Origin of the sequence: Sphingomonas sp. Leaf257, from assembly GCF_001422185.1 — a bacterium.
In the GTDB taxonomy this organism is placed as follows: Bacteria; Pseudomonadota; Alphaproteobacteria; order Sphingomonadales; family Sphingomonadaceae; genus Sphingomonas; species Sphingomonas yabuuchiae.
Genome location: NZ_LMMH01000037.1, coordinates 72,382 through 89,892, shown reverse-complemented (window position 1 = coordinate 89,892; position 17,511 = coordinate 72,382). Strand labels below are relative to the sequence as shown.

Genomic DNA, 17,511 nt, shown 5'->3' with positions numbered 1-17,511 from the left:
CGCAAGTGCCGTAACGTCCGGCGCCCCCCGAAATCTTCACATGGATAAACCCTTTAGGGCGCCGTGGCGTTCCCGTCTCGCCTCAGAATCATTGCGAGGGCGGAACAGGTGAGAGGGTCGTCGGGACGGGACGCGGCCCCAGCCAGGACTGGCGGAAGCGCGTCTGCTCCGGCGTCAGCGGCTGGCCGATCTTTTCGTTCGGGACCACTTCGATGGTCGGATCGGCGGCCAGCGTCAGGGTGGCGCTGCGCTCGCCGCCGCGCTGGCGATAGACGATGGGCAGGCGGTCGCCGGGCGCATGACGTGCCAGCATCGCGGTCCAGGCCTGCTGGTCGGCCAGCGGGCGGCCATCGACGCTGACGATCCGGTCGCCCTTGTCGAGCCCCGCCTCATAGAGCGGTGTGCCTGGTAGGGTCGGCGCGGTAAGCGCCATACCGCCGTCGAGCGGACCTGGCATCCCGCCAGCCCAGGCCGCATTCGGGTTCGCCTTGCGCAGGGTCAGCCCGGCCTGGGCCAGCAGCGGCGCGAAATCGGGTAGGCCGCTGGCGGTGATGCTGCGTGCGAAGAAGCGGTCGGCAAAAGCCTGATCGCCCGTCACCTGCCCCAGCGCGATGCGCAGATCGTCGGGGCGATAGCTGCGCTCGGGTTTGCCGAAGCTGCGCCAGAGCTGGCGCATGTAATCGTCCAGCGTCAGCTGCGGGAAACGCTGCCGCAACTCCATGTCCAGCGCCAACGCGATGACCGCGCCATAGGGATAATAGGAGAAGAAGATGTTCGGGTTGGTCGGGTCGATCGACTGCGCCGCATCGACGAAGGGCGCGCGCAGGCTCATTTCCTGCGGTCCACCATAACGCCGCGCCGGGGAATGGATCAGCGCGTTCAGCGTGCCCGACAGCTGGGCGACATAATCCTCGACCGGCATCTCGCCCGCGCGGACCACCGCGAGCGGTCCGTAATATTGGGTGAAGCCCTCGGCCAGCCAAAGCGAGGGCGTGGCATTGGCGCGGGTGAAATCGAACGGCTCCAGCTCGACCGGGCGGATCCGCTCGACATTCCAGCTGTGGAAGAATTCGTGGCTGAGCGTCTGGATCTGCGAGAATTTGCCCGCCGCCAGCGAGCGCGCCTGGCTGATCACCGTCGAGTTGCGATGCTCCATGCCGTCGCCGCTGATCTGCGGCATGTAATCGGCCAGGAAAGTATAGGTGCCGTAATCATAGGCGGGCGTCTCGCCGAAGATCGCGATCTGCTGCGCGGTGACCTTCTGGGCCATCGCGGCGAAGCGGTCGAGATCGGCGGCACTGCCGTCATGATGGACGGTCAGGCGGATCGTGTAGGTCTTTGCCCCGTTCGCGACGGTCCAGTGGCGCTCGTCCCAGGCCGACAGCTCGACGGGGCTGTCCATGAAATATTGCAGGTCGCGCGCGGTGAAGACGGTCGGGTCGTTCGTCGGGGCGAGCTGCGTGGCGATCTTCCAGCCGGCTTGCGGGTGGAAGCGGACACGGATCGGCCGTGCGTCCTGCCCGACCGCCCATAGGAAGGTCGCGGGGATGTTCAGCCGGGCATGGGTCGGGTCGATCTGCGCATAGGTGCCGTCGCCCCGGTCACCGAACAGCGTATAGCGCACCGTCACCGTGCCGTCATGGCCAGCGACGGTCCAGCCATAGGGATCGGTCCGCTCGACGGTCAGCGGCTTGCCCGCGCCGTCGACGGCGGACACCGAATAGACGTTCTTGGCGAACTCGTGCAGCGCATAGCGGCCGGGCGAGGAGCGGGCCATCTGGAAGCGGACGGGTTTGGAAGGCAGCCCGCGATAGGTGACACTGACCTGCGCCTCATGATGCTGGGCGCGGGGGAAGGCGATGTCATATTCGACCGGCGCCTGGGCGGCCTGACGTTTGGGAGCGGTCTGCGCCGCGACCGGCTGCATCGCCGTGGTGACCAGCGCTACCGCCGCCGTCATCGCCAGAAACCGCATGCCATTCCCCTTCGTGTCGCCAAGGCAGCGACTTAGGCATGGAGGCGGCCCAGGGTCCACCGCTTTTCCGGAACATGGTTGGTTCGCCGAGAGACGGCCGAATCACCGTGCGGCCCGCCCCGCAGGGCTGGTCCAGTGATCCGAAATGTCAGGAAAATCTGGAGGCGCGACCGGGAATCGAACCCGGGTGCAAGGATTTGCAGTCCTCTGCGTCACCACTCCGCCATCGCGCCTCGATGCGTGGGAGGCGGGCATGTGTGCGGTTTTTCGCGCGGCGTCAACAGGGGAGTGTCGTCGCATCGAAAAAGTCGTGAGATTTTCTGAAGCGGAGATGCGGACGTTATCGAACGGCTGCTTCGGCCACGGCGATCGTCGCGGCCCGGCCACGTCGGCGTTCCATATTCTGCGCGGGCGATGCGCCCTGACCGAATGACCGTTCGGTATTGGCCTGGGGTTTGAAGCGCTTCTCCATATAGCCCGCAGCAACGGAGCCACCCAGAACGGCGCAGCCGATGGCGCCCACGCCGATAAGCCCCAAGCTCCGCTTCATGTGATCCTCCATGCCGGTGGTTGGTTTAATCCAGCGATACAACTCGGACCTTCTAGATAGGCTCCCGCGATATTGTATCCGCAAGGCGCGCTGTTTGGCGTATATTTCCAAACCGGAGACCCGCGCCGCTCAACCGCTTGGCGGAAATCGCCCCACGCGATAGAAGCGGCGGGAACCAATTTAGTGTATTGCACAACTAAAACGGCTGTGCGACAGGGTAGGGCGATGATGACAACCAGCTTTGATTCCTCGAATTTCGACGCGATGCGCCATGCGATGGTGGCCAGCCAGCTGCGGACCACGGCGGTCAGCGACCAGCGGGTCGTCGCCGCCATGGCGCGCGTGCCGCGTGAGGCGTTCGTGCCCGAGGCGCTGCGCCCGGTGGCGTATCGCGACGGGACGCTCGACCTGGGGCAGGGGCGCGCGGTCAACCTGCCGATGGCGACCGGCCGTCTGCTGACCGAGGCGTATCTGGAGGCGGGCGACCGTGTCCTGCTGATCGGCGCCGCGACCGGCTATACCGCCGCGCTGCTCGCCGGGATCGTGACCCAGGTGATCGCGGTCGAGGAAAATGCCGATCTGGTCGCGGCCGCGCGCACCGCGCTGGCCAGTGAGACCAGGGTCGAGGTCGTGCAGGGTGCGCTCAACGCGGGGCACGCCGCCGCTGCGCCCTATGACGTGCTGGTCATCGACGGTGCGGTCGAGGAACTGCCGACCGCGCTGGTCGAGCAGGTCAAGATCGGCGGCCGGATCGTCACGGGTCTGGTCGAGAACGGCGTCACGCGTCTGGCCAGCGGTCGCCGGACCGAGGGCGGCCACGGCGTGCGCGCCTTTGCCGATGCCGAATGCACCATCCTGCCGGGCTTTGCCCGTCCTCGCGCCTTTCAATTCTGAGGGACTATGCGCCTGCACCTGACTTCCTCCCTGACCTCCGGCGTTCTGATCGGCTCGGCCCTGTTGATGGCCGGGTCGGCTTCGGCGGAGACGTTGCGCGAGGCGATGGTGCGGGCGTATCAGAGCAACCCGGCGATCACCGGTCAGCGTGCCGCCCAGCGCGCGACCGATGAGAATGTGCCGATCGCACGGGCCAGCGGCCTGCCGTCGCTGCAGTCGAACGGCCAGATCATCGACAATATCGTCGTGGCCAATAACAACTTCCTCAACCCGGAACGCGTCGGCACGGGGCAGTTGCAATTGTCGGTGCCGCTCTATCAGGGCGGCGCGGTCAAGAATGCGGTGCGCGCGGCCGAGACGCGGGTCGATGCCGGGCGGGCACAGCTGCGCGGGGTAGAGGCGAACCTCTTTACCAATGTCGTCGCGGCGTACATGAACGTCATCCGCGACGAGGCGATCGTCAACCTCAACACCCGCAACGTCAATGTGCTGGACACCAATTTGCGCGCCTCGCGCGATCGGTTCCAGGTCGGCGACCTGACCCGCACCGACGTCGCCCAGTCCGAAGCCCGTCTGGCACAGGCGCGCGCGCAGTTCCAGTCGGCGCAGGCAAACCTGATCTCCAGCCGCGAAAACTATGTCAGCATCGTTGGCGTCGCGCCGGTCGGTCTGGAGCAGCCACCCGCGCTTCCCGCGCTTCCCGCTTCGCCCAATCAGGCGGTGGCCATCGCGCTCGACCAGAATCCGCAGTTGATCGCTGCACGGCGCACGGCGGATGCGACCCGTTATGACATCAACGTCGCCCGCGCCAACCGTTTGCCCCGGATCACAGCGGTGTCGAGCGGGAATTATTTCAACTATCTCGGCTCAATCAACGCGCCGCCGGGGGCTGGCAACGTGCCGGGTTCGGGCATCAACGCGACGGTCGGGGCTCAGTTGTCCATGCCGCTGTTCCAGGGCGGCCGGCCAGCGGCGCAGGTCCGACAGGCCGAGGCACTGCGCGGCCAGGCGCTGGAGAACGCCACAGGTACCGAGCGGCAGGTCGTGGCGCAGGTCCGCTCCGCCTACGCCGTGTGGCAGTCCTCGCAGGAGGTGATCGCCTCGGCCGAATCGGCGGTGCGCGCCAACTCGCTGTCGCTGGAGGGCGTGCGCGCCGAGAACAGCGTCGGCACCCGGACCGTGCTCGACATTCTGAACGCCGAGCAGGAATTGCTGAACAGCCAGGTGACGCTGGTGACGGCGCGGCGCGACGCCTATGTCGCGGGCTTCGCGCTGATCGCCGCGATGGGCAATGCCGAGGCGCGAGACCTGGGCCTGGACGGCGGTTCTCTCTACGATCCGGTCGCCAACTACAAGCGTGTCCGCAATAAGATCAGCGACTGGGGCGGCGATGGCGAGCCAGCGCCGGTCGCCAGCACCACCGCCGGAACCCCGGCGCAGACGGCGGCGATCACCCGTCCGCTCGACGCCGACGTCAACGCCCCTGTTGACAGAAGCCCCGCATTAACCACAGGTGCGGAGGCACCAAGCCGGCAATAAGGCCGGACAGGGGCCTTGGGGGCAAGAATGGGGTTTGCGGTCATGGGTGATGTCAGCGCAGAGCCGTCGATGGAAGAGATCCTCTCCTCGATCAAACGGATCATTGCCGAAGAGGGCGAAGTGCCCGCGCGCCAGCGTCGCCAGCCGCGCCCCGTGCCCGCGCCTGCGGTCGAGGATGATTCGCCCGAGGTCCTGGAACTCAGCGATCCCATGCCGCTGCGCATGAAGGTCGAGGCCGCCGCCGCCCGCGCCGCCGAATCGGCGATGCGCGCCGTCGCGCCCGAACCCGCCCCGGCGCCTGCTCCGGCCCCCGAGCCGGTGGCGCATGTCGCCGCCCCCGCACCCGTCGCCCCGCCGGTCCAGGCCGATCTGGACGACGCGGAAGAGGCGATCGTATCCCCGCGCGTGGCCGAGGCCAGCCGTGGTTCCCTGGAGGCGCTCAGCCGTATGATGGTCAAGCCGGAACCCACCAGCGACGGCACGCTCGAAGGGCTGGTCCGCGACATGCTGCGCCCGATGCTGCGCGAATGGCTCGATACCCATCTGCCCGAGATGGTCGAGGCGATGGTCGCGCGCGAAATCGCCCGGATCACGCGCGAAGGGCGCTGATCCTGCCCGCCGGCTTTTCGACCTGCATCAAGATGAAAGCGGAACCGGCGGCACCCGTCCGGGTTCGTTGGGCATGAACCCGACACCCGAGACGCCCGATCTGTCGAAATCGACGCGCTCGCACGTGTCGTCCCCCCCGATCGCGGATGCGAGCCAGCCGCATTCGGGGCAGTCGGACATCTTCTTCGCCGCCGTGAAGACGACGCGGATGCCGATGATCGTCACCGATCCCCGGCAGCCCGACAATCCCATCGTCTTCTGCAACGAAGCCTTCAGCTTCATGACCGGCTATTCCGAGGAGGAAATCCTCGGCACCAATTGCCGCTTCCTGCAAGGGCCGGAAACCGATCGCGACGTGGTGGCCCAGGTCCGCGCGGCGATTGCGCGGCGCGACGAGATCGCGGTCGAACTGCTCAACTATCGCAAGAACGGCTCGACCTTCTGGAACGCGCTGTTCGTCTCGCCTGTCTATGACGATGCGGGCGAGCTGGTCTATTTCTTCAGCAGCCAGCTCGACATATCGCGCCGCCGCGAGGCCGAGGATGCGTTGCACGAGGCGCAGAAGATGGAGGCGGTCGGCAAGCTGACCGGCGGCATCGCGCATGACTTCAACAACCTGCTCCAGGTCATCATCGGTTATGCCGATATCCTCGAGGCGCGGGTCGATCAGGGCGATCGTAGCGGCCGTCGTGCGGTCGAGGCGATCGCCGCCGCCGCCGCGCGGGGCGCGACACTGACCCAGCAGCTGCTCGCCTTTGCCCGCAAACAGGAACTGCGCGACCGGCTGCTCAACTTCAACCAGCTGATCGAGGATTTCCGCCCGATCCTGAACCGGACGGCGGGCGATGGCGTGGTGATGCGCCAGCGGCTGGAGGAAAATCTCTGGAACTGCCGGATCGACCCGGTCCAGGCGGAAATGGCGCTGCTCAACATCGTCGGCAACGCGCGCGAGGCGATCGGCCGTCAGTCGGGGCAGGGTGAGATCACCATCTCGACCCGCAACATGATCCACTCCGGCGACAGTCCCGAAGGGCCCGCCAATCTGGAGCCGGGCGAATATGTCATGGTGCGCGTCGCCGATGACGGGCCGGGCATCGATCCGCAGATCGCCGACAAGATTTTCGACCCCTTCTTCACCACCAAGGAAATGGGGAAGGGTGCCGGGCTGGGCCTCGCCATGGTCTATGGCTTCATGCGCCAGTCGGGCGGCCTCGCCACGGTCGAAACCGACACGGACGGCGCGGCGATCGCGCTCTATTTTCCGCGGGCTGCGGGCGTCACCGAACGCCGCGCCGCACCCGTTCAGCCTGCCCGCAGTGGTGGGGTCGAGCGCGTCCTGATGGTCGAGGACCAGGATGATGTCGGCGATCTCGGCAAATCGATGCTCGAGGATCTGGGCTATGACGTCGTCCTGACCCGCAGCGCGCGCGAAGCGCTCGACCATCTGGCGCAGGACAGCGACTTCGCCCTGCTGTTCACCGATATCCTGATGCCCGGTGGGATGAACGGCGTCGCGCTGGCGCAGGTCGTGCGGCGCGATTATCCGCATCTGTCGGTCCTGTTGACCACCGGCTTTGCCGACGAGGCGATCGACGAGGGCGCGCGCTCCTATGAGCTGATCCGCAAGCCCTATCGCCGCGCCGACCTGAACGAGCGTATCCGCGCGGTCCTCGACCGGCCGGGTGCGCGAACCTGATACAATATCTGGCGGATCGCGGCGCGGGTGATTAAGGCAGCGTCATGACTGAGCTGCCCAAGACGTTCGACCCCGCCGCAATCGAAGCCCGCTGGTATGGCCATTGGGAGGAAAAGGGCCTGTTCCGCCCCGACCGCCCGAACGCCGAGCCGTGGACGATCGTCAACCCCCCGCCCAACGTCACCGGCAACCTGCATATCGGCCATGCGCTCGACAACACGTTGCAGGACATTCTGGTCCGCCATGCCCGGCTGAAGGGCAAGGATGCGTTGTGGGTCGTCGGCACCGACCATGCGGGCATCGCGACCCAGATGGTGGTCGAGCGCCAGATGAACGCGCGTGGTGAGAAGCGCACCGACTTCACCCGCGACCAGTTCCTGGAAAAGGTCTGGACGTGGAAGGCGGAAAGCGGCGGCCAGATCACCGGCCAGCTGCGCCGTCTGGGCTGCTCGATGGACTGGGTCAATGAACGGTTCACCATGGACGAGGGCTTCAGCAAGGCGGTGCTGAAGGTATTCGTCGACCTGTACCGCCAAGGGCTGCTCTACCGCGACAAGCGGCTGGTCAACTGGGATGCGGGGCTCGGCACCGCGATCAGCGACCTGGAAGTCGAGACTCGCGAAGTGAAGGGCAGCTTCTGGCGCCTGCGCTACCCGCTGGCCGACGGATCGGGCTTTATCGAGGTCGCGACGACCCGGCCGGAGACGATGCTGGCCGATATGGCGGTCGCGGTTCACCCCGACGACGCGCGCTACACCGCGCTGATCGGCAAGCAGGTCCGCCTGCCGATCACCGGCCGCCTGATCCCGATCGTCGCCGACGAACATGCCGACCCCGAACTGGGATCGGGCGCGGTCAAGATCACGCCCGGCCACGACTTCAACGATTTCGAGGTCGGCCGCCGCGCCGGGATCGAAGCCCGCGACATGCTCAACATGCTCGATGGCAAGGCGCATATCTGCCAGACGGCGGACGGTCTGATCCCCGACGCGTTCCTGGGCCTGTCGACCGCCGACGCGCGCAAGGCCGTGGTCGCGCGGTTGAAGGATGAGGGCGTCCTGATCCCGCATGTCGACAAGGACGGCGAAGAACACGACGCCGAGCCGCGCACGATCCAGACCCCGTTCGGCGACCGTTCGGGCGTGGTGACCGAGCCTTGGCTGACCGACCAATGGTATGTCGACGCCAAGACGTTGGCCCAGCCCGCGATCCAGGCGGTGCGCGGCGGCGATATCAAGATCGTGCCGCAGGCCTGGGAAAAGACCTTCTTCAACTGGATGGAGAATATCCAGCCCTGGTGCGTCAGCCGCCAGCTCTGGTGGGGCCACCAGATCCCGGCTTGGTTCGCCGAGGACGGCCGCGTGTTCGTCGCCGAAACCGAGGAAGAGGCGCGCGCAGAAGCAGGTGAGGGCGTCACCCTGACCCGCGATCCGGACGTGCTCGACACCTGGTTTTCTTCCGCCCTCTGGCCGTTCGCGACGCTCGGCTGGCCCGATAACGGCGACAAGACGCTGGCGGGCCGCTACCCGAACGACGTGCTGATCTCCGGCTTCGACATCCTGTTCTTCTGGGATGCGCGGATGATGATGCAGGGCATGCACTTCATGAAAGAGGTGCCCTTCAAGACGCTGTATCTCCACGGTCTTGTCCGTGCCGCCGATGGCTCGAAAATGTCGAAGTCGAAGGGCAATACGGTCGATCCGCTGGGCCTGATCGACCAGTATGGCGCCGACGCGCTGCGCTTCTTCATGGCGGCGATGGAGAGCCAGGGCCGCGACATCAAGATGGATGAACGCCGGGTCGAGGGCTATCGCAACTTCGCGACCAAGCTGTGGAACGCGGCGCGCTTCGCCCAGGCCAACGGCATCGGCGCCTCGACCACGCTGGAGGCGCCCAACGCGACGCTGGCGGTCAACAAGTGGATCATCGCCGAGACGGTGAAGACGGTGCAGACGGTCGACCTCGCGCTGGCCGATTACCGCTTCGACGGCGCGGCGAACGCCATTTACCAGTTCGTCTGGAGCCGCTTCTGCGACTGGTATCTCGAACTCATTAAGCCGGTCCTCCAGGGCGGCGAAGAGGGCGGGGAGGAAACCCGCGCGGTGGCGGGCTGGGTGCTCGACCAGATCCTGGTCCTGCTTCACCCGTTCATGCCCTTCATCACCGAGGAACTGTGGCATGCCATGGGTGCGCGCGATCATGACCTGATCGTGGCCCAGTGGCCGATGGCCGACGCCCGCGCGCTCGACCCGGAGGCGGAGCGTGAGATCGACTGGCTGATCCGTCTGGTCAGCGAGATCCGCGCCGCGCGCACCGAACTCAACGTGCCGCCGGGCGCGCGTTTGCCGATGCATGTGCGTGATGCGAACGAGGGGACGACGGCACGTCTGACCCGTCAGGCTTCGGCACTGGCGCGTCTGGCGCGTGTCGAGGCTGCCGAGGGCGATGCCACCGGCGGGGCCGCGCAGGTCGTGGTGGATGAGGCGACCTTCGTCCTGCCGCTGGAAGGCGTGATCGACCTCGACGCCGAACGCCAGCGCCTGACCAAGGCGATTGCGGCGGTCGAGAAGGAACGCGACGCGCTGGGCGGGCGGCTGAGCAATGCCAGCTTCGTCGAGCGCGCCAAGCCCGAAGCGGTCGAAAAGGCCCGCGCCGACCATGCCGACAAGATGGCGGAGGCCGCGCGCCTGCACGCCGCACTGGGTCGCCTGGGCTGACCCGATCCTCCCCATGCTGGGCATGGGGAGGGGGACCATCGCGAAGCGATGGTGGAAGGGCGAGGGGCTATGCCCCTCCACCACGGCCTGACGGCCGCGGCCCCCCTCCCCAAGCAAGCTTGGGGAGGAATGGGGTTCGTTACCCCTGTTCCCCCAGCCGCTTGAGTCGCCGGATACGCGGCTCGCGCTGGAGTTGCGCCTCGCGCCGGATCACCTGCCGCAGCTCGTCGCGCTTTTCATGGATCGACGCGATCACCGGTCCCATCGCGACGCCCAGATCGACCAGCACCGCCTCCGACAATTGCAGCGAGCTTTCCAGCGTCTCGGGCACCGCCTCGCTGACGCCCGCACGGTACAGCTCGGTCGCATGCGCCATGTCGCGGGCGCGCGCGATGATCGGCAGGTCGGGCGCGGCCTCACGGATGCGCCGCGCCAGCCGCACGGTCAGCACCGGATCGTCCATCGTCAGGATCAGCGCGCGCGCAGCGGGCAGGTTCAGCCGGTCGACCAGCTCGGCCCGCGCCACGTCGCCGAACAGCACCGGATAGCCTGCCCGCCGCGCCTCGCTGACCGAATCGATATCGGCCTCGACCGCGACATAGGGCTGGCCATGGACGGTCAGCATGTCGGCAATCATCTTGCCGACGCGACCGAAGCCGATGACCACGGTGCGTCCGGTATCGGCATCCGCCTCGGGAGCGGGGGGCAATTCGCCGCTGCGCGCTTCGATCCGACGCGAGATGACCCGGCCTGCCTTGGCGAGCAACGGGGTGATGGTCAGGCCGATCGCGGTCACCGTCTGCCAGAAGCTGGCGGTCGAGGGCAGGATCAGCTGGGCCTGTGCTGCCGTTCCCAGCACGATCAGCGTCGTCTCGGACGGGCTGCCCATCAGCAGGCCCGTCTCCGCCGCCACGCCGCGCCGGGCATGGGCGACGCGCAGCAGCAGATAGGTGACGATCGCCTTCACCGCGACCACGCCGACCACCGCGAGTAGCAGCATGTCCCAGTTCTTCGCGATCAACCGCAGGTCCAGGCTCATGCCCACGGTGATCAGGAACACACCGAGCGCCAGGCCCTTGAACGGCGCGGTCATCACCTCGACCTCGGAATGATATTCGGTCTCGGCGATCAGCAGGCCCGCCAGCAGCGCGCCGACGATCGGCGACAGCCCGGCGGCGGTCGTCGCGACGCTGGCGACGATGACGACCAGCAGCGAGGCGGCCAGGAACAGCTCGGGGCTCTTGGTCCGCGCGGCCTGGGCGAACAGGCGCGGCAGGACGAACTTGCCGCCCAGATACATGGCGACCACCGTCAGGCCGCCGCGCAGGGCGACGCCCGCAATCCCGACCCAGCCCTCGTCGCTGGCGGTCGGCGCCATGGCGCCCAGCGCGAAGATGATCGGCACCAGCGCCAGATCCTCGAAGAGCAGCATTGCGAACGCGCCGCGGCCCACCGGGCTCGTCGTGCCGACCAGCGGCAGCACCAAAGCGGTCGAGGAGAGGGTAAGGGCAAGGCCCAGCCCGATCGCTCCCGCCCAGCCTTGCCCCAGCATATGGAGCGCGATCCCGATCAGCGCCGCCGAGCCGATCAACTCGGCCGCGCCGGTGCCGAACACCAGCCGTCGCATCGCCCAAAGCCTGCGAAAGGATAGCTCCAACCCGATGGAAAACAGCAATAATATGATGCCAAACTCGGCAAAGGGCTCGATCGACTCCGGGTTGGAGATGGTTAGATAATAGAGCCACGGTGCATGGGGGACGAGCGATCCCAGCCCGGCCGGGCCGACGAGCAGCCCGACCAGGATGAACCCGATGACCGGGCTGACCCGAAAGCGCGCGAAGGCCGGAATGACGATCCCCGCCGACCCGAGGATCACGAGGGCGTCGGAAAAGCCCTGATTGTCTAACCGAAGTGCCATGACGACAGCCTAACCCGGCTTTGCCGCGCTTGTCAGGTCGTTAATCCCACGAAACGACGATGGGGCGATTCGTCCAATGGGGTATGGTGCGAAGGCGGCGTTAGGGCGGCACGATGAAGCCGCCCCGATCGACCGTCCTGTTCGCCATCCTGCCTTGCCTGGCACTGACCGCCTGCGGGGATGGCGACCGGGCCGAACGGCTGAAGGCGGCGGGGCCCAACCCGTCGCTCGACGCGCTGATGCGGGTCGCGGATGCCGATGCGGGCGCGCGGACCTTCGGCCAGTGTCTGGCCTGTCACACGATCGGCAAGGGCGAACTCGATCGGGCGGGGCCCAATCTGCACGGCATCATGGGCAAGCCGGTCGCCGGGGGCAGCCTGCGCTATGGCTATACCGCCGCACTGGAGCGGGTCGGTGGGCATTGGGACCGCGCGACGATGGACCGCTGGCTGACCTCGCCGCAACGCTTCGCACCGGGGACGAAGATGACCTTTCCGGGCCTGCCCGACCCGCTCGCCCGGGCGGATGTGATCGCCTATCTGGAGCGCGAAGGGCGTTCCAGATAGGCTTAACGGTCAGGCCGTAGGGAATTGACCGTCCATCAATGTCCCGTCTTCATTCAGGTCTACCGGAACCGCGATGGAAGGAGCGGTCATATAGGGAGGCTTGCGTGCTTCCCGGAACTGCTCGATGGAATATTGGCTGATGCGCACGGTATCGCTCTGATTGCCTCCGAGCACATGATAATGGGTGGCGTCTTCGCCGACATAGAGCCCGACATGGCCACCACCAGGGCGAACGAAGACGACGACGTCCCCCAGATCGGGCTGGCCGCTAGGCTCACCAAATTTCCGCCAATTCAAGGCCCATAAGGGTTCGGAAGGCGGCGTTTTGCCAGCCCGGCGCGCCACGAGCGCCATCGCCAGCCCGCACCAGTGAGTGGAATCTGCCTTATAGCTTTTGCCGACTTCGCCACCGACCTCCTTGGCCCATGCCAAAATATCAGCGTTGTTTTCGTCACCCGGCGCTTCCTTGGTGCCATAGATGCCAAGCGCCTCCGACACCATGCGGGGCAAGGTGCCGATCGTCGTCAGCCAGCTATAATTTCCCAGATCCATTTCCTGTCTCCCGATCGAGCGATACGCAAAAAGACCCGGGAGGCATGCCCCCCGGGTCCAACTTGCTCGCGCTGCGATCGGTCGCCTATCGACGACCGAACCGAAACGGACCTTACTGCCAGTTGGCCATCGCGGTTTCGAGGTTGACGCGGATCGCCTCGAAGAACTGCTCGGTGGTCATCCAGGGCTGGTCCGGGCCGATCAGGATGGCGAGGTCCTTGGTCATCTGGCCGTTCTCGACGGTCTGGACGCAGACCTTTTCCAGCGTCTCGGCGAAGCGGACGACGTCGGGGGTGTTGTCGAACTTGCCGCGATACTTCAGGCCGCCGGTCCAGGCGAAGATCGAGGCGATCGGGTTGGTCGAGGTCGCCTTGCCCTGCTGGTGCTGGCGATAGTGACGGGTCACGGTGCCGTGCGCCGCTTCCGCCTCGATCGTCTTGCCGTCCGGGGTCATCAAGACCGAGGTCATCAGGCCCAGCGAGCCGAAGCCTTGCGCGACCGTGTCCGACTGCACGTCGCCGTCATAGTTCTTGCAGGCCCAGACGAATTCGCCGTGCCACTTGAGTGCCGAGGCGACCATGTCGTCGATCAGACGGTGCTGATACTCGATGCCCGCCGCCTTGAACTGCTCGGCGAATTCGGTGTCGAACACCTCCTGGAAGATGTCCTTGAAGCGGCCGTCATAGGCCTTCAGGATGGTGTTCTTGGTCGACAGATAGACCGGCCAGCCGCGATTCAGGCCATAGTTCATCGAGGCGCGCGCGAAGTCGCGGATCGACTCGTCGAGATTGTACATGCCCATGGCGACGCCGGCGGCGGGGAAGTTGAACACCTCCTCCTCGATCGACTCGCCATTTTCGCCTTCCCACTTCAGGGTCAGCTTGCCCTTGCCGGGCACCTTGAAATCGGTCGCCTTATACTGGTCGCCGAATGCGTGACGGCCGACGACGATCGGGTGGGTCCAGCCGGGGACCAGGCGGGGAACGTTCTTGATGACGATCGGCTCGCGGAAGACCACGCCGCCCAGGATGTTGCGGATCGTGCCGTTGGGCGACTTCCACATCTTCTTCAGGCCGAACTCCTCGACGCGCTGCTCGTCGGGGGTGATGGTCGCGCACTTGATGGCGACGCCGTACTTCTGCGTGGCATGGGCGCTGTCGATCGTCACCTGGTCCGCGGTCGCGTCGCGATTCTGGACCGACAGGTCGAAATAGGCCAGTTCGATGTCGAGATACGGCTTGATCAGGCGTTCGCGAATCCATTCCCAGATGATCCGGGTCATTTCGTCGCCGTCGATCTCCACGACGGGGGTGTTTACCTTGATCTTCGCCATATGCGCATCCTTCAGATTAGGCAGGTTTGGTGACGCGTCTAGGGGAGGGGGCGCGGCGGATCAACCACCCTGCACATCACGCGAAAGGGCCGGGGCGAACCGAAAAGATTGTGCGATGGCCGGTGGACAGGTACACAGGCCCGATGCCTTCGCTTGAAAAGCCCCCCGTCGCGACCACCACCGTCAAGTGGCGCTTCCCCGCCGTCCATCCCGAAGGGCGCAAATATGTGCTGATCGGGGCGGGCCTGACCATCGTCGCCACGTTGATCACCAAGGTGCTGTTCTGGCCGTTCGTCGGCCTGTGCATCTGGATCGCGGCGTTCTTCCGGGACCCCGTCCGCACCACGCCGCAGGGCGACGACCTGATCGTCGCGCCCGCCGATGGCCTGGTGACGATGATCCAGCGCGTTCCGATCCCGCGCGAGCTGGTCGGCGAACTGGGCGAGGCGCCGCTGGTCCGCGTGTCGATCTTCATGTCGGTGTTCGACGTGCATATCAACCGCACGCCGGTCGCAGGTGTCATCCGCCAGGTCGTCTATATCTCGGGCAAGTTCCTCAACGCCGATCTCGATAAGGCGTCGGACGAGAATGAGCGCCAGCATTTCGTGGTCGAGGGTCGCGATGGCCGGAAATATGGTTTCACCCAGATCGCCGGGCTGGTCGCGCGTCGTATCGTCGGCTTCGTGAAGCCCGGGGATATGGTCGCCGCCGGTCAGCGTGTCGGCCTGATCCGCTTCGGCAGCCGCGTCGACGTGTACCTGCCCGATGACGTCACGCCGCAGGTTTGCCTGGGCCAGCGTTCGGTCGCGGGCGAGACGGTGATCGGCCGTGTCGGCGGCAAGCCGATGACCGGCATCGCGCAGTAAGCCGCACGCTCCGATGGCCATTTCCCCCCGTTTCGCCCGTCGCCGCGCCGATGGCGAGCCGCCCCGCGGTCTGCCGCTGCGGGCGATCATTCCCAATGCGGTGACCGCGCTTGCGCTGGTGTCCGGCCTGACGGGGGTGAAGTTCGCCATTGCGGGATCATGGGAGGCGGCCGTCACCATGATCATGGTCGCGGCGGTGCTGGACGGGTTGGACGGCCGGATCGCGCGCTTGCTGCGCGGGGAAAGCCGGTTCGGAGCGGAACTCGATTCGCTATCCGACGCCATTTCCTTCGGCGTCGCGCCTGCTCTGATCCTCTATCTCTGGTCGCTCGAAAACCTCCCGCGCATCGGCTGGATTTGCGCGGTGCTCCAGGCGGTGTTCTGCGCATTGCGGTTGGCACGGTTCAACTCGCAGCTCGATGTCACGGATCAGCCGCGCAAGACGGCGGGCTTCTTCACCGGCGTTCCGGCCCCCGCCGGAGCCGGGCTGGCCATGCTGCCGCTCTATCTATGGTTCTGGACGGGCGAGCCGATCTTTTCGTCGCCCTATCTGGTCGCGCCGTGGGTCGCGCTAGTCGCCTTGCTGATGGTGTCGAGCCTGCCGACCTTGTCCTGGACCTCGTTCCGCCTGCGCCGCCATGTGCGGTTCGAAGCGTTGGCGATCATCGTGTTGGTCGGCGTCGCGCTGATCTCGGCACCCTGGCACGCGCTGACCGCGCTGTGTCTGGCCTATCTGCTGAGCATCCCCGCCACCATGATCGCCTATGCGCGGCTCAGGCGGCCACGCGGCGGCGTACCAGCGAAGGGGCAGGGGAGCCCGCCGCCCAGCGCCTGACGGCGATCCGGCGCTCGGCCACTACCAGGGTGGCCAATGGCGTGAAGGCCGGTTCGATGTGACCCGTGGCGAGATGCAGGATGCGACGCCATTGCGGCGCCACCATCATCGCTATGGTGGTCAGGGCGGCGACCAGTGCGCCCGTGAAAACCAGAACACTCACCACGATCATCATGATGCCAGCCTCCTGCCGTCCGTCCGATACGGTCCGGCACATTAACCAGACCGTAACCATTGATTTTTTCGTCGAGTTCCGTCGCCGAAACGCCGACATCAGGTTGAGTCGTGCCAAATTCGCGACGTTACGAAGACGTTATGCGATGGCTGGAATCTCAACCCTGTTGTGATCGCTTTATGTTCCGCCGATGTTCTCTTGTCAATCGGTGTTGGAACAAAAGTGAACGCGCTCGCGCGCTTGCCATCCGGTTTTGCATCGGCTAAGGGCCCGCGCCTCAACACCGCATGGGAAGCATCATATTTCGGTGCGCATGGGCTTTGCCCGCCGCGTCATCCGCTTCCCAGAGGATTAACCGGAAGGAATTACATTATGGCGGCACCCGTCGTCACCATGCAGCAGCTGGTCGAGACCGGCGCGCACTTCGGCCACCAGACCCACCGCTGGAACCCGAAGATGAAGCCCTACATCTTTGGCGACCGCAACGGCGTCCACATCCTCGACCTGTCGCAGACCGTGCCGCTCTTCGCGCGCGCTCTGGAGTTCATCAGCTCGACCGTCGCGGGCGGTGGCAAGGTCCTGTTCGTCGGCACCAAGCGCCAGGCGCAGGAGCCGGTCGCCGAGGCCGCTCGCCGTGCGGGCCAGCACTTCGTCAACCACCGCTGGCTGGGCGGCATGCTCACCAACTGGAAGACGATCTCGAACTCGATCAAGCGCCTCAAGACCCTTGAAGAGCAGCTGTCGGGCGACACGCACGGCCTGACCAAGAAGGAAGTGCTGAACCTGACCCGCGAGCGCGACAAGCTCGAGCTGTCGCTGGGCGGCATCCGCGACATGGGCGGCATTCCGGACGTGATGTTCGTGATCGACGCCAACAAGGAAGAGCTGGCGATCAAGGAAGCCAACACGCTGGGTATCCCCGTCGTGGCGATCCTGGACTCGAACGTCTCGCCCGACGGCATCGCGTTCCCGGTTCCGGCGAATGACGACGCCAGCCGCGCGATCCGTCTGTACTGCGAAGCCGTCGCCATTGCCGCCACCCGTGGCAACAACGAGCAGCAGCGCCGCAGCGGCGCGGACTTCGGCGCGATGGCCGAGCCGCCCGTCGAGGAAGCGCTGACCGTCGCCCCGACCGAAGCCGCCGAGCAGGCGGTCGAGGCCGAGCGCCAGATCGACGCGTAATCGCGTGACAATGCCCCGCGGTGCGGGCGGGGCGATCATCGACCAGGCGGGCATGGCCTCCGGTCGGTGACATCGGCTTGACATGCAAGCCGTGCTAAGGGCCG

The 17,511-nt window shown here is 66.2% G+C and carries 15 protein-coding genes and 1 tRNA gene; 9 read left to right on the top strand and 7 right to left on the bottom strand.

Features of this window, described 5'->3' with window-relative positions:
- Positions 1-88 precede the first annotated feature (88 nt).
- From ASF14_RS20275 to ASF14_RS20265, 3 genes are all read right to left on the bottom strand, one after another.
- On the bottom strand, positions 89-1,975 hold the full coding sequence (locus ASF14_RS20275; RefSeq protein ID WP_056439691.1) for a M61 family metallopeptidase: 1,887 nt from the start codon (positions 1,973-1,975) through the stop codon (positions 89-91).
- A 159-nt stretch (positions 1,976-2,134) separates the two neighbouring features.
- A tRNA-Cys gene (locus ASF14_RS20270) sits at positions 2,135-2,208 on the bottom strand.
- 107 nt (positions 2,209-2,315) lie between these two features.
- Positions 2,316-2,567 carry a hypothetical protein gene (locus tag ASF14_RS20265; protein ID WP_156361342.1) on the bottom strand — a complete coding sequence of 84 codons (252 nt, stop codon included), beginning with the start codon at positions 2,565-2,567 and terminating at the stop codon, positions 2,316-2,318.
- 183 nt (positions 2,568-2,750) lie between these two features.
- Here ASF14_RS20265 and ASF14_RS20260 point away from each other — a divergent pair, with 183 nt between their 5' ends.
- The 5 genes from ASF14_RS20260 to ASF14_RS20240 all read left to right on the top strand — a co-directional run bounded on the left by ASF14_RS20260 (position 2,751) and on the right by ASF14_RS20240 (position 9,980).
- On the top strand, positions 2,751-3,419 hold the full coding sequence (locus tag ASF14_RS20260) for a protein-L-isoaspartate O-methyltransferase family protein (RefSeq protein ID WP_156361341.1): 669 nt from the start codon (positions 2,751-2,753) through the stop codon (positions 3,417-3,419).
- A gap of 6 nt (positions 3,420-3,425) precedes the next feature.
- Positions 3,426-4,958: a TolC family outer membrane protein gene (locus ASF14_RS20255; RefSeq protein WP_056439685.1), complete on the top strand. Its 1,533-nt coding sequence runs from the start codon at positions 3,426-3,428 to the stop codon at positions 4,956-4,958.
- Between the two features lie 42 nt (positions 4,959-5,000).
- A complete protein-coding gene (locus tag ASF14_RS20250; RefSeq protein ID WP_076718043.1) occupies positions 5,001-5,567 on the top strand; it encodes a DUF2497 domain-containing protein in 567 nt (188 codons plus the stop codon).
- A 73-nt stretch (positions 5,568-5,640) separates the two neighbouring features.
- On the top strand, positions 5,641-7,263 hold the full coding sequence (locus ASF14_RS20245) for a histidine kinase famiy protein (RefSeq protein ID WP_056439682.1): 1,623 nt from the start codon (positions 5,641-5,643) through the stop codon (positions 7,261-7,263).
- 44 nt (positions 7,264-7,307) lie between these two features.
- The gene (locus ASF14_RS20240) at positions 7,308-9,980 is read left to right on the top strand and encodes a valine--tRNA ligase (protein ID WP_056439679.1); all 2,673 of its coding nucleotides are present in this window, start codon (positions 7,308-7,310) and stop codon (positions 9,978-9,980) included.
- A gap of 139 nt (positions 9,981-10,119) precedes the next feature.
- On the opposite strand, the gene ASF14_RS20235 is transcribed toward ASF14_RS20240, so the two are convergent.
- On the bottom strand, positions 10,120-11,898 hold the full coding sequence (locus ASF14_RS20235; protein WP_056439676.1) for a cation:proton antiporter domain-containing protein: 1,779 nt from the start codon (positions 11,896-11,898) through the stop codon (positions 10,120-10,122).
- Positions 11,899-12,011: 113 nt separating this feature from the next.
- Here ASF14_RS20235 and ASF14_RS20230 point away from each other — a divergent pair, with 113 nt between their 5' ends.
- Complete coding sequence (locus ASF14_RS20230; protein WP_056439674.1) at positions 12,012-12,464, top strand: c-type cytochrome; 453 nt, start codon at positions 12,012-12,014, stop codon at positions 12,462-12,464.
- Positions 12,465-12,473: 9 nt separating this feature from the next.
- Here ASF14_RS20230 and ASF14_RS20225 read toward each other — a convergent pair whose 3' ends face one another.
- Both ASF14_RS20225 and ASF14_RS20220 read right to left on the bottom strand, forming a co-directional pair.
- On the bottom strand, positions 12,474-13,016 hold the full coding sequence (locus ASF14_RS20225; RefSeq protein ID WP_082442390.1) for a TIGR02594 family protein: 543 nt from the start codon (positions 13,014-13,016) through the stop codon (positions 12,474-12,476).
- A 112-nt stretch (positions 13,017-13,128) separates the two neighbouring features.
- The gene (locus tag ASF14_RS20220; RefSeq protein WP_056439671.1) at positions 13,129-14,349 is read right to left on the bottom strand and encodes an NADP-dependent isocitrate dehydrogenase; all 1,221 of its coding nucleotides are present in this window, start codon (positions 14,347-14,349) and stop codon (positions 13,129-13,131) included.
- Between the two features lie 143 nt (positions 14,350-14,492).
- On the opposite strand from ASF14_RS20220, the gene ASF14_RS20215 reads away from it, so the two are divergent.
- Both ASF14_RS20215 and pssA read left to right on the top strand, forming a co-directional pair.
- A complete protein-coding gene (locus ASF14_RS20215; RefSeq protein WP_056439669.1) occupies positions 14,493-15,215 on the top strand; it encodes a phosphatidylserine decarboxylase in 723 nt (240 codons plus the stop codon).
- A gap of 13 nt (positions 15,216-15,228) precedes the next feature.
- A complete protein-coding gene (gene pssA / locus ASF14_RS20210) occupies positions 15,229-16,050 on the top strand; it encodes a CDP-diacylglycerol--serine O-phosphatidyltransferase (RefSeq protein ID WP_056439665.1) in 822 nt (273 codons plus the stop codon).
- Here pssA and ASF14_RS20205 read toward each other — a convergent pair.
- Positions 15,989-16,225, bottom strand: a complete 237-nt coding sequence (locus tag ASF14_RS20205) for a hypothetical protein (protein ID WP_076718045.1) — start codon at positions 16,223-16,225, stop codon at positions 15,989-15,991. The genes pssA and ASF14_RS20205 overlap by 62 nt on opposite strands.
- A gap of 372 nt (positions 16,226-16,597) precedes the next feature.
- Here ASF14_RS20205 and rpsB point away from each other — a divergent pair, with 372 nt between their 5' ends.
- On the top strand, positions 16,598-17,407 hold the full coding sequence (rpsB, locus tag ASF14_RS20200) for a 30S ribosomal protein S2 (protein ID WP_042487688.1): 810 nt from the start codon (positions 16,598-16,600) through the stop codon (positions 17,405-17,407).
- The last annotated feature ends 104 nt before the right edge of the window (positions 17,408-17,511 follow it).

Excerpts from the sequence above, each read along its gene's own strand:
- rpsB (WP_042487688.1), top strand. The coding sequence starts at position 16,598 with ATGGCGGCACCCGTCGTCACCATGCAGCAGCTGGTCGAGACCGGCGCG.
- ASF14_RS20215 (WP_056439669.1), top strand. The coding sequence starts at position 14,493 with ATGCCTTCGCTTGAAAAGCCCCCCGTCGCGACCACCACCGTCAAGTGG.
- ASF14_RS20205 (WP_076718045.1), bottom strand. The coding sequence starts at position 16,225 with ATGATGATCGTGGTGAGTGTTCTGGTTTTCACGGGCGCACTGGTCGCC.
- ASF14_RS20245 (WP_056439682.1), top strand. The coding sequence starts at position 5,641 with ATGAACCCGACACCCGAGACGCCCGATCTGTCGAAATCGACGCGCTCG.
- ASF14_RS20255 (WP_056439685.1), top strand. The coding sequence starts at position 3,426 with ATGCGCCTGCACCTGACTTCCTCCCTGACCTCCGGCGTTCTGATCGGC.
- ASF14_RS20235 (WP_056439676.1), bottom strand. The coding sequence starts at position 11,898 with ATGGCACTTCGGTTAGACAATCAGGGCTTTTCCGACGCCCTCGTGATC.
- ASF14_RS20275 (WP_056439691.1), bottom strand. The coding sequence starts at position 1,975 with ATGCGGTTTCTGGCGATGACGGCGGCGGTAGCGCTGGTCACCACGGCG.
- ASF14_RS20220 (WP_056439671.1), bottom strand. The coding sequence starts at position 14,349 with ATGGCGAAGATCAAGGTAAACACCCCCGTCGTGGAGATCGACGGCGAC.
- pssA (WP_056439665.1), top strand. The coding sequence starts at position 15,229 with ATGGCCATTTCCCCCCGTTTCGCCCGTCGCCGCGCCGATGGCGAGCCG.
- ASF14_RS20250 (WP_076718043.1), top strand. The coding sequence starts at position 5,001 with ATGGGTGATGTCAGCGCAGAGCCGTCGATGGAAGAGATCCTCTCCTCG.
- ASF14_RS20260 (WP_156361341.1), top strand. The coding sequence starts at position 2,751 with ATGATGACAACCAGCTTTGATTCCTCGAATTTCGACGCGATGCGCCAT.
- ASF14_RS20240 (WP_056439679.1), top strand. The coding sequence starts at position 7,308 with ATGACTGAGCTGCCCAAGACGTTCGACCCCGCCGCAATCGAAGCCCGC.
- ASF14_RS20230 (WP_056439674.1), top strand. The coding sequence starts at position 12,012 with ATGAAGCCGCCCCGATCGACCGTCCTGTTCGCCATCCTGCCTTGCCTG.
- ASF14_RS20225 (WP_082442390.1), bottom strand. The coding sequence starts at position 13,016 with ATGGATCTGGGAAATTATAGCTGGCTGACGACGATCGGCACCTTGCCC.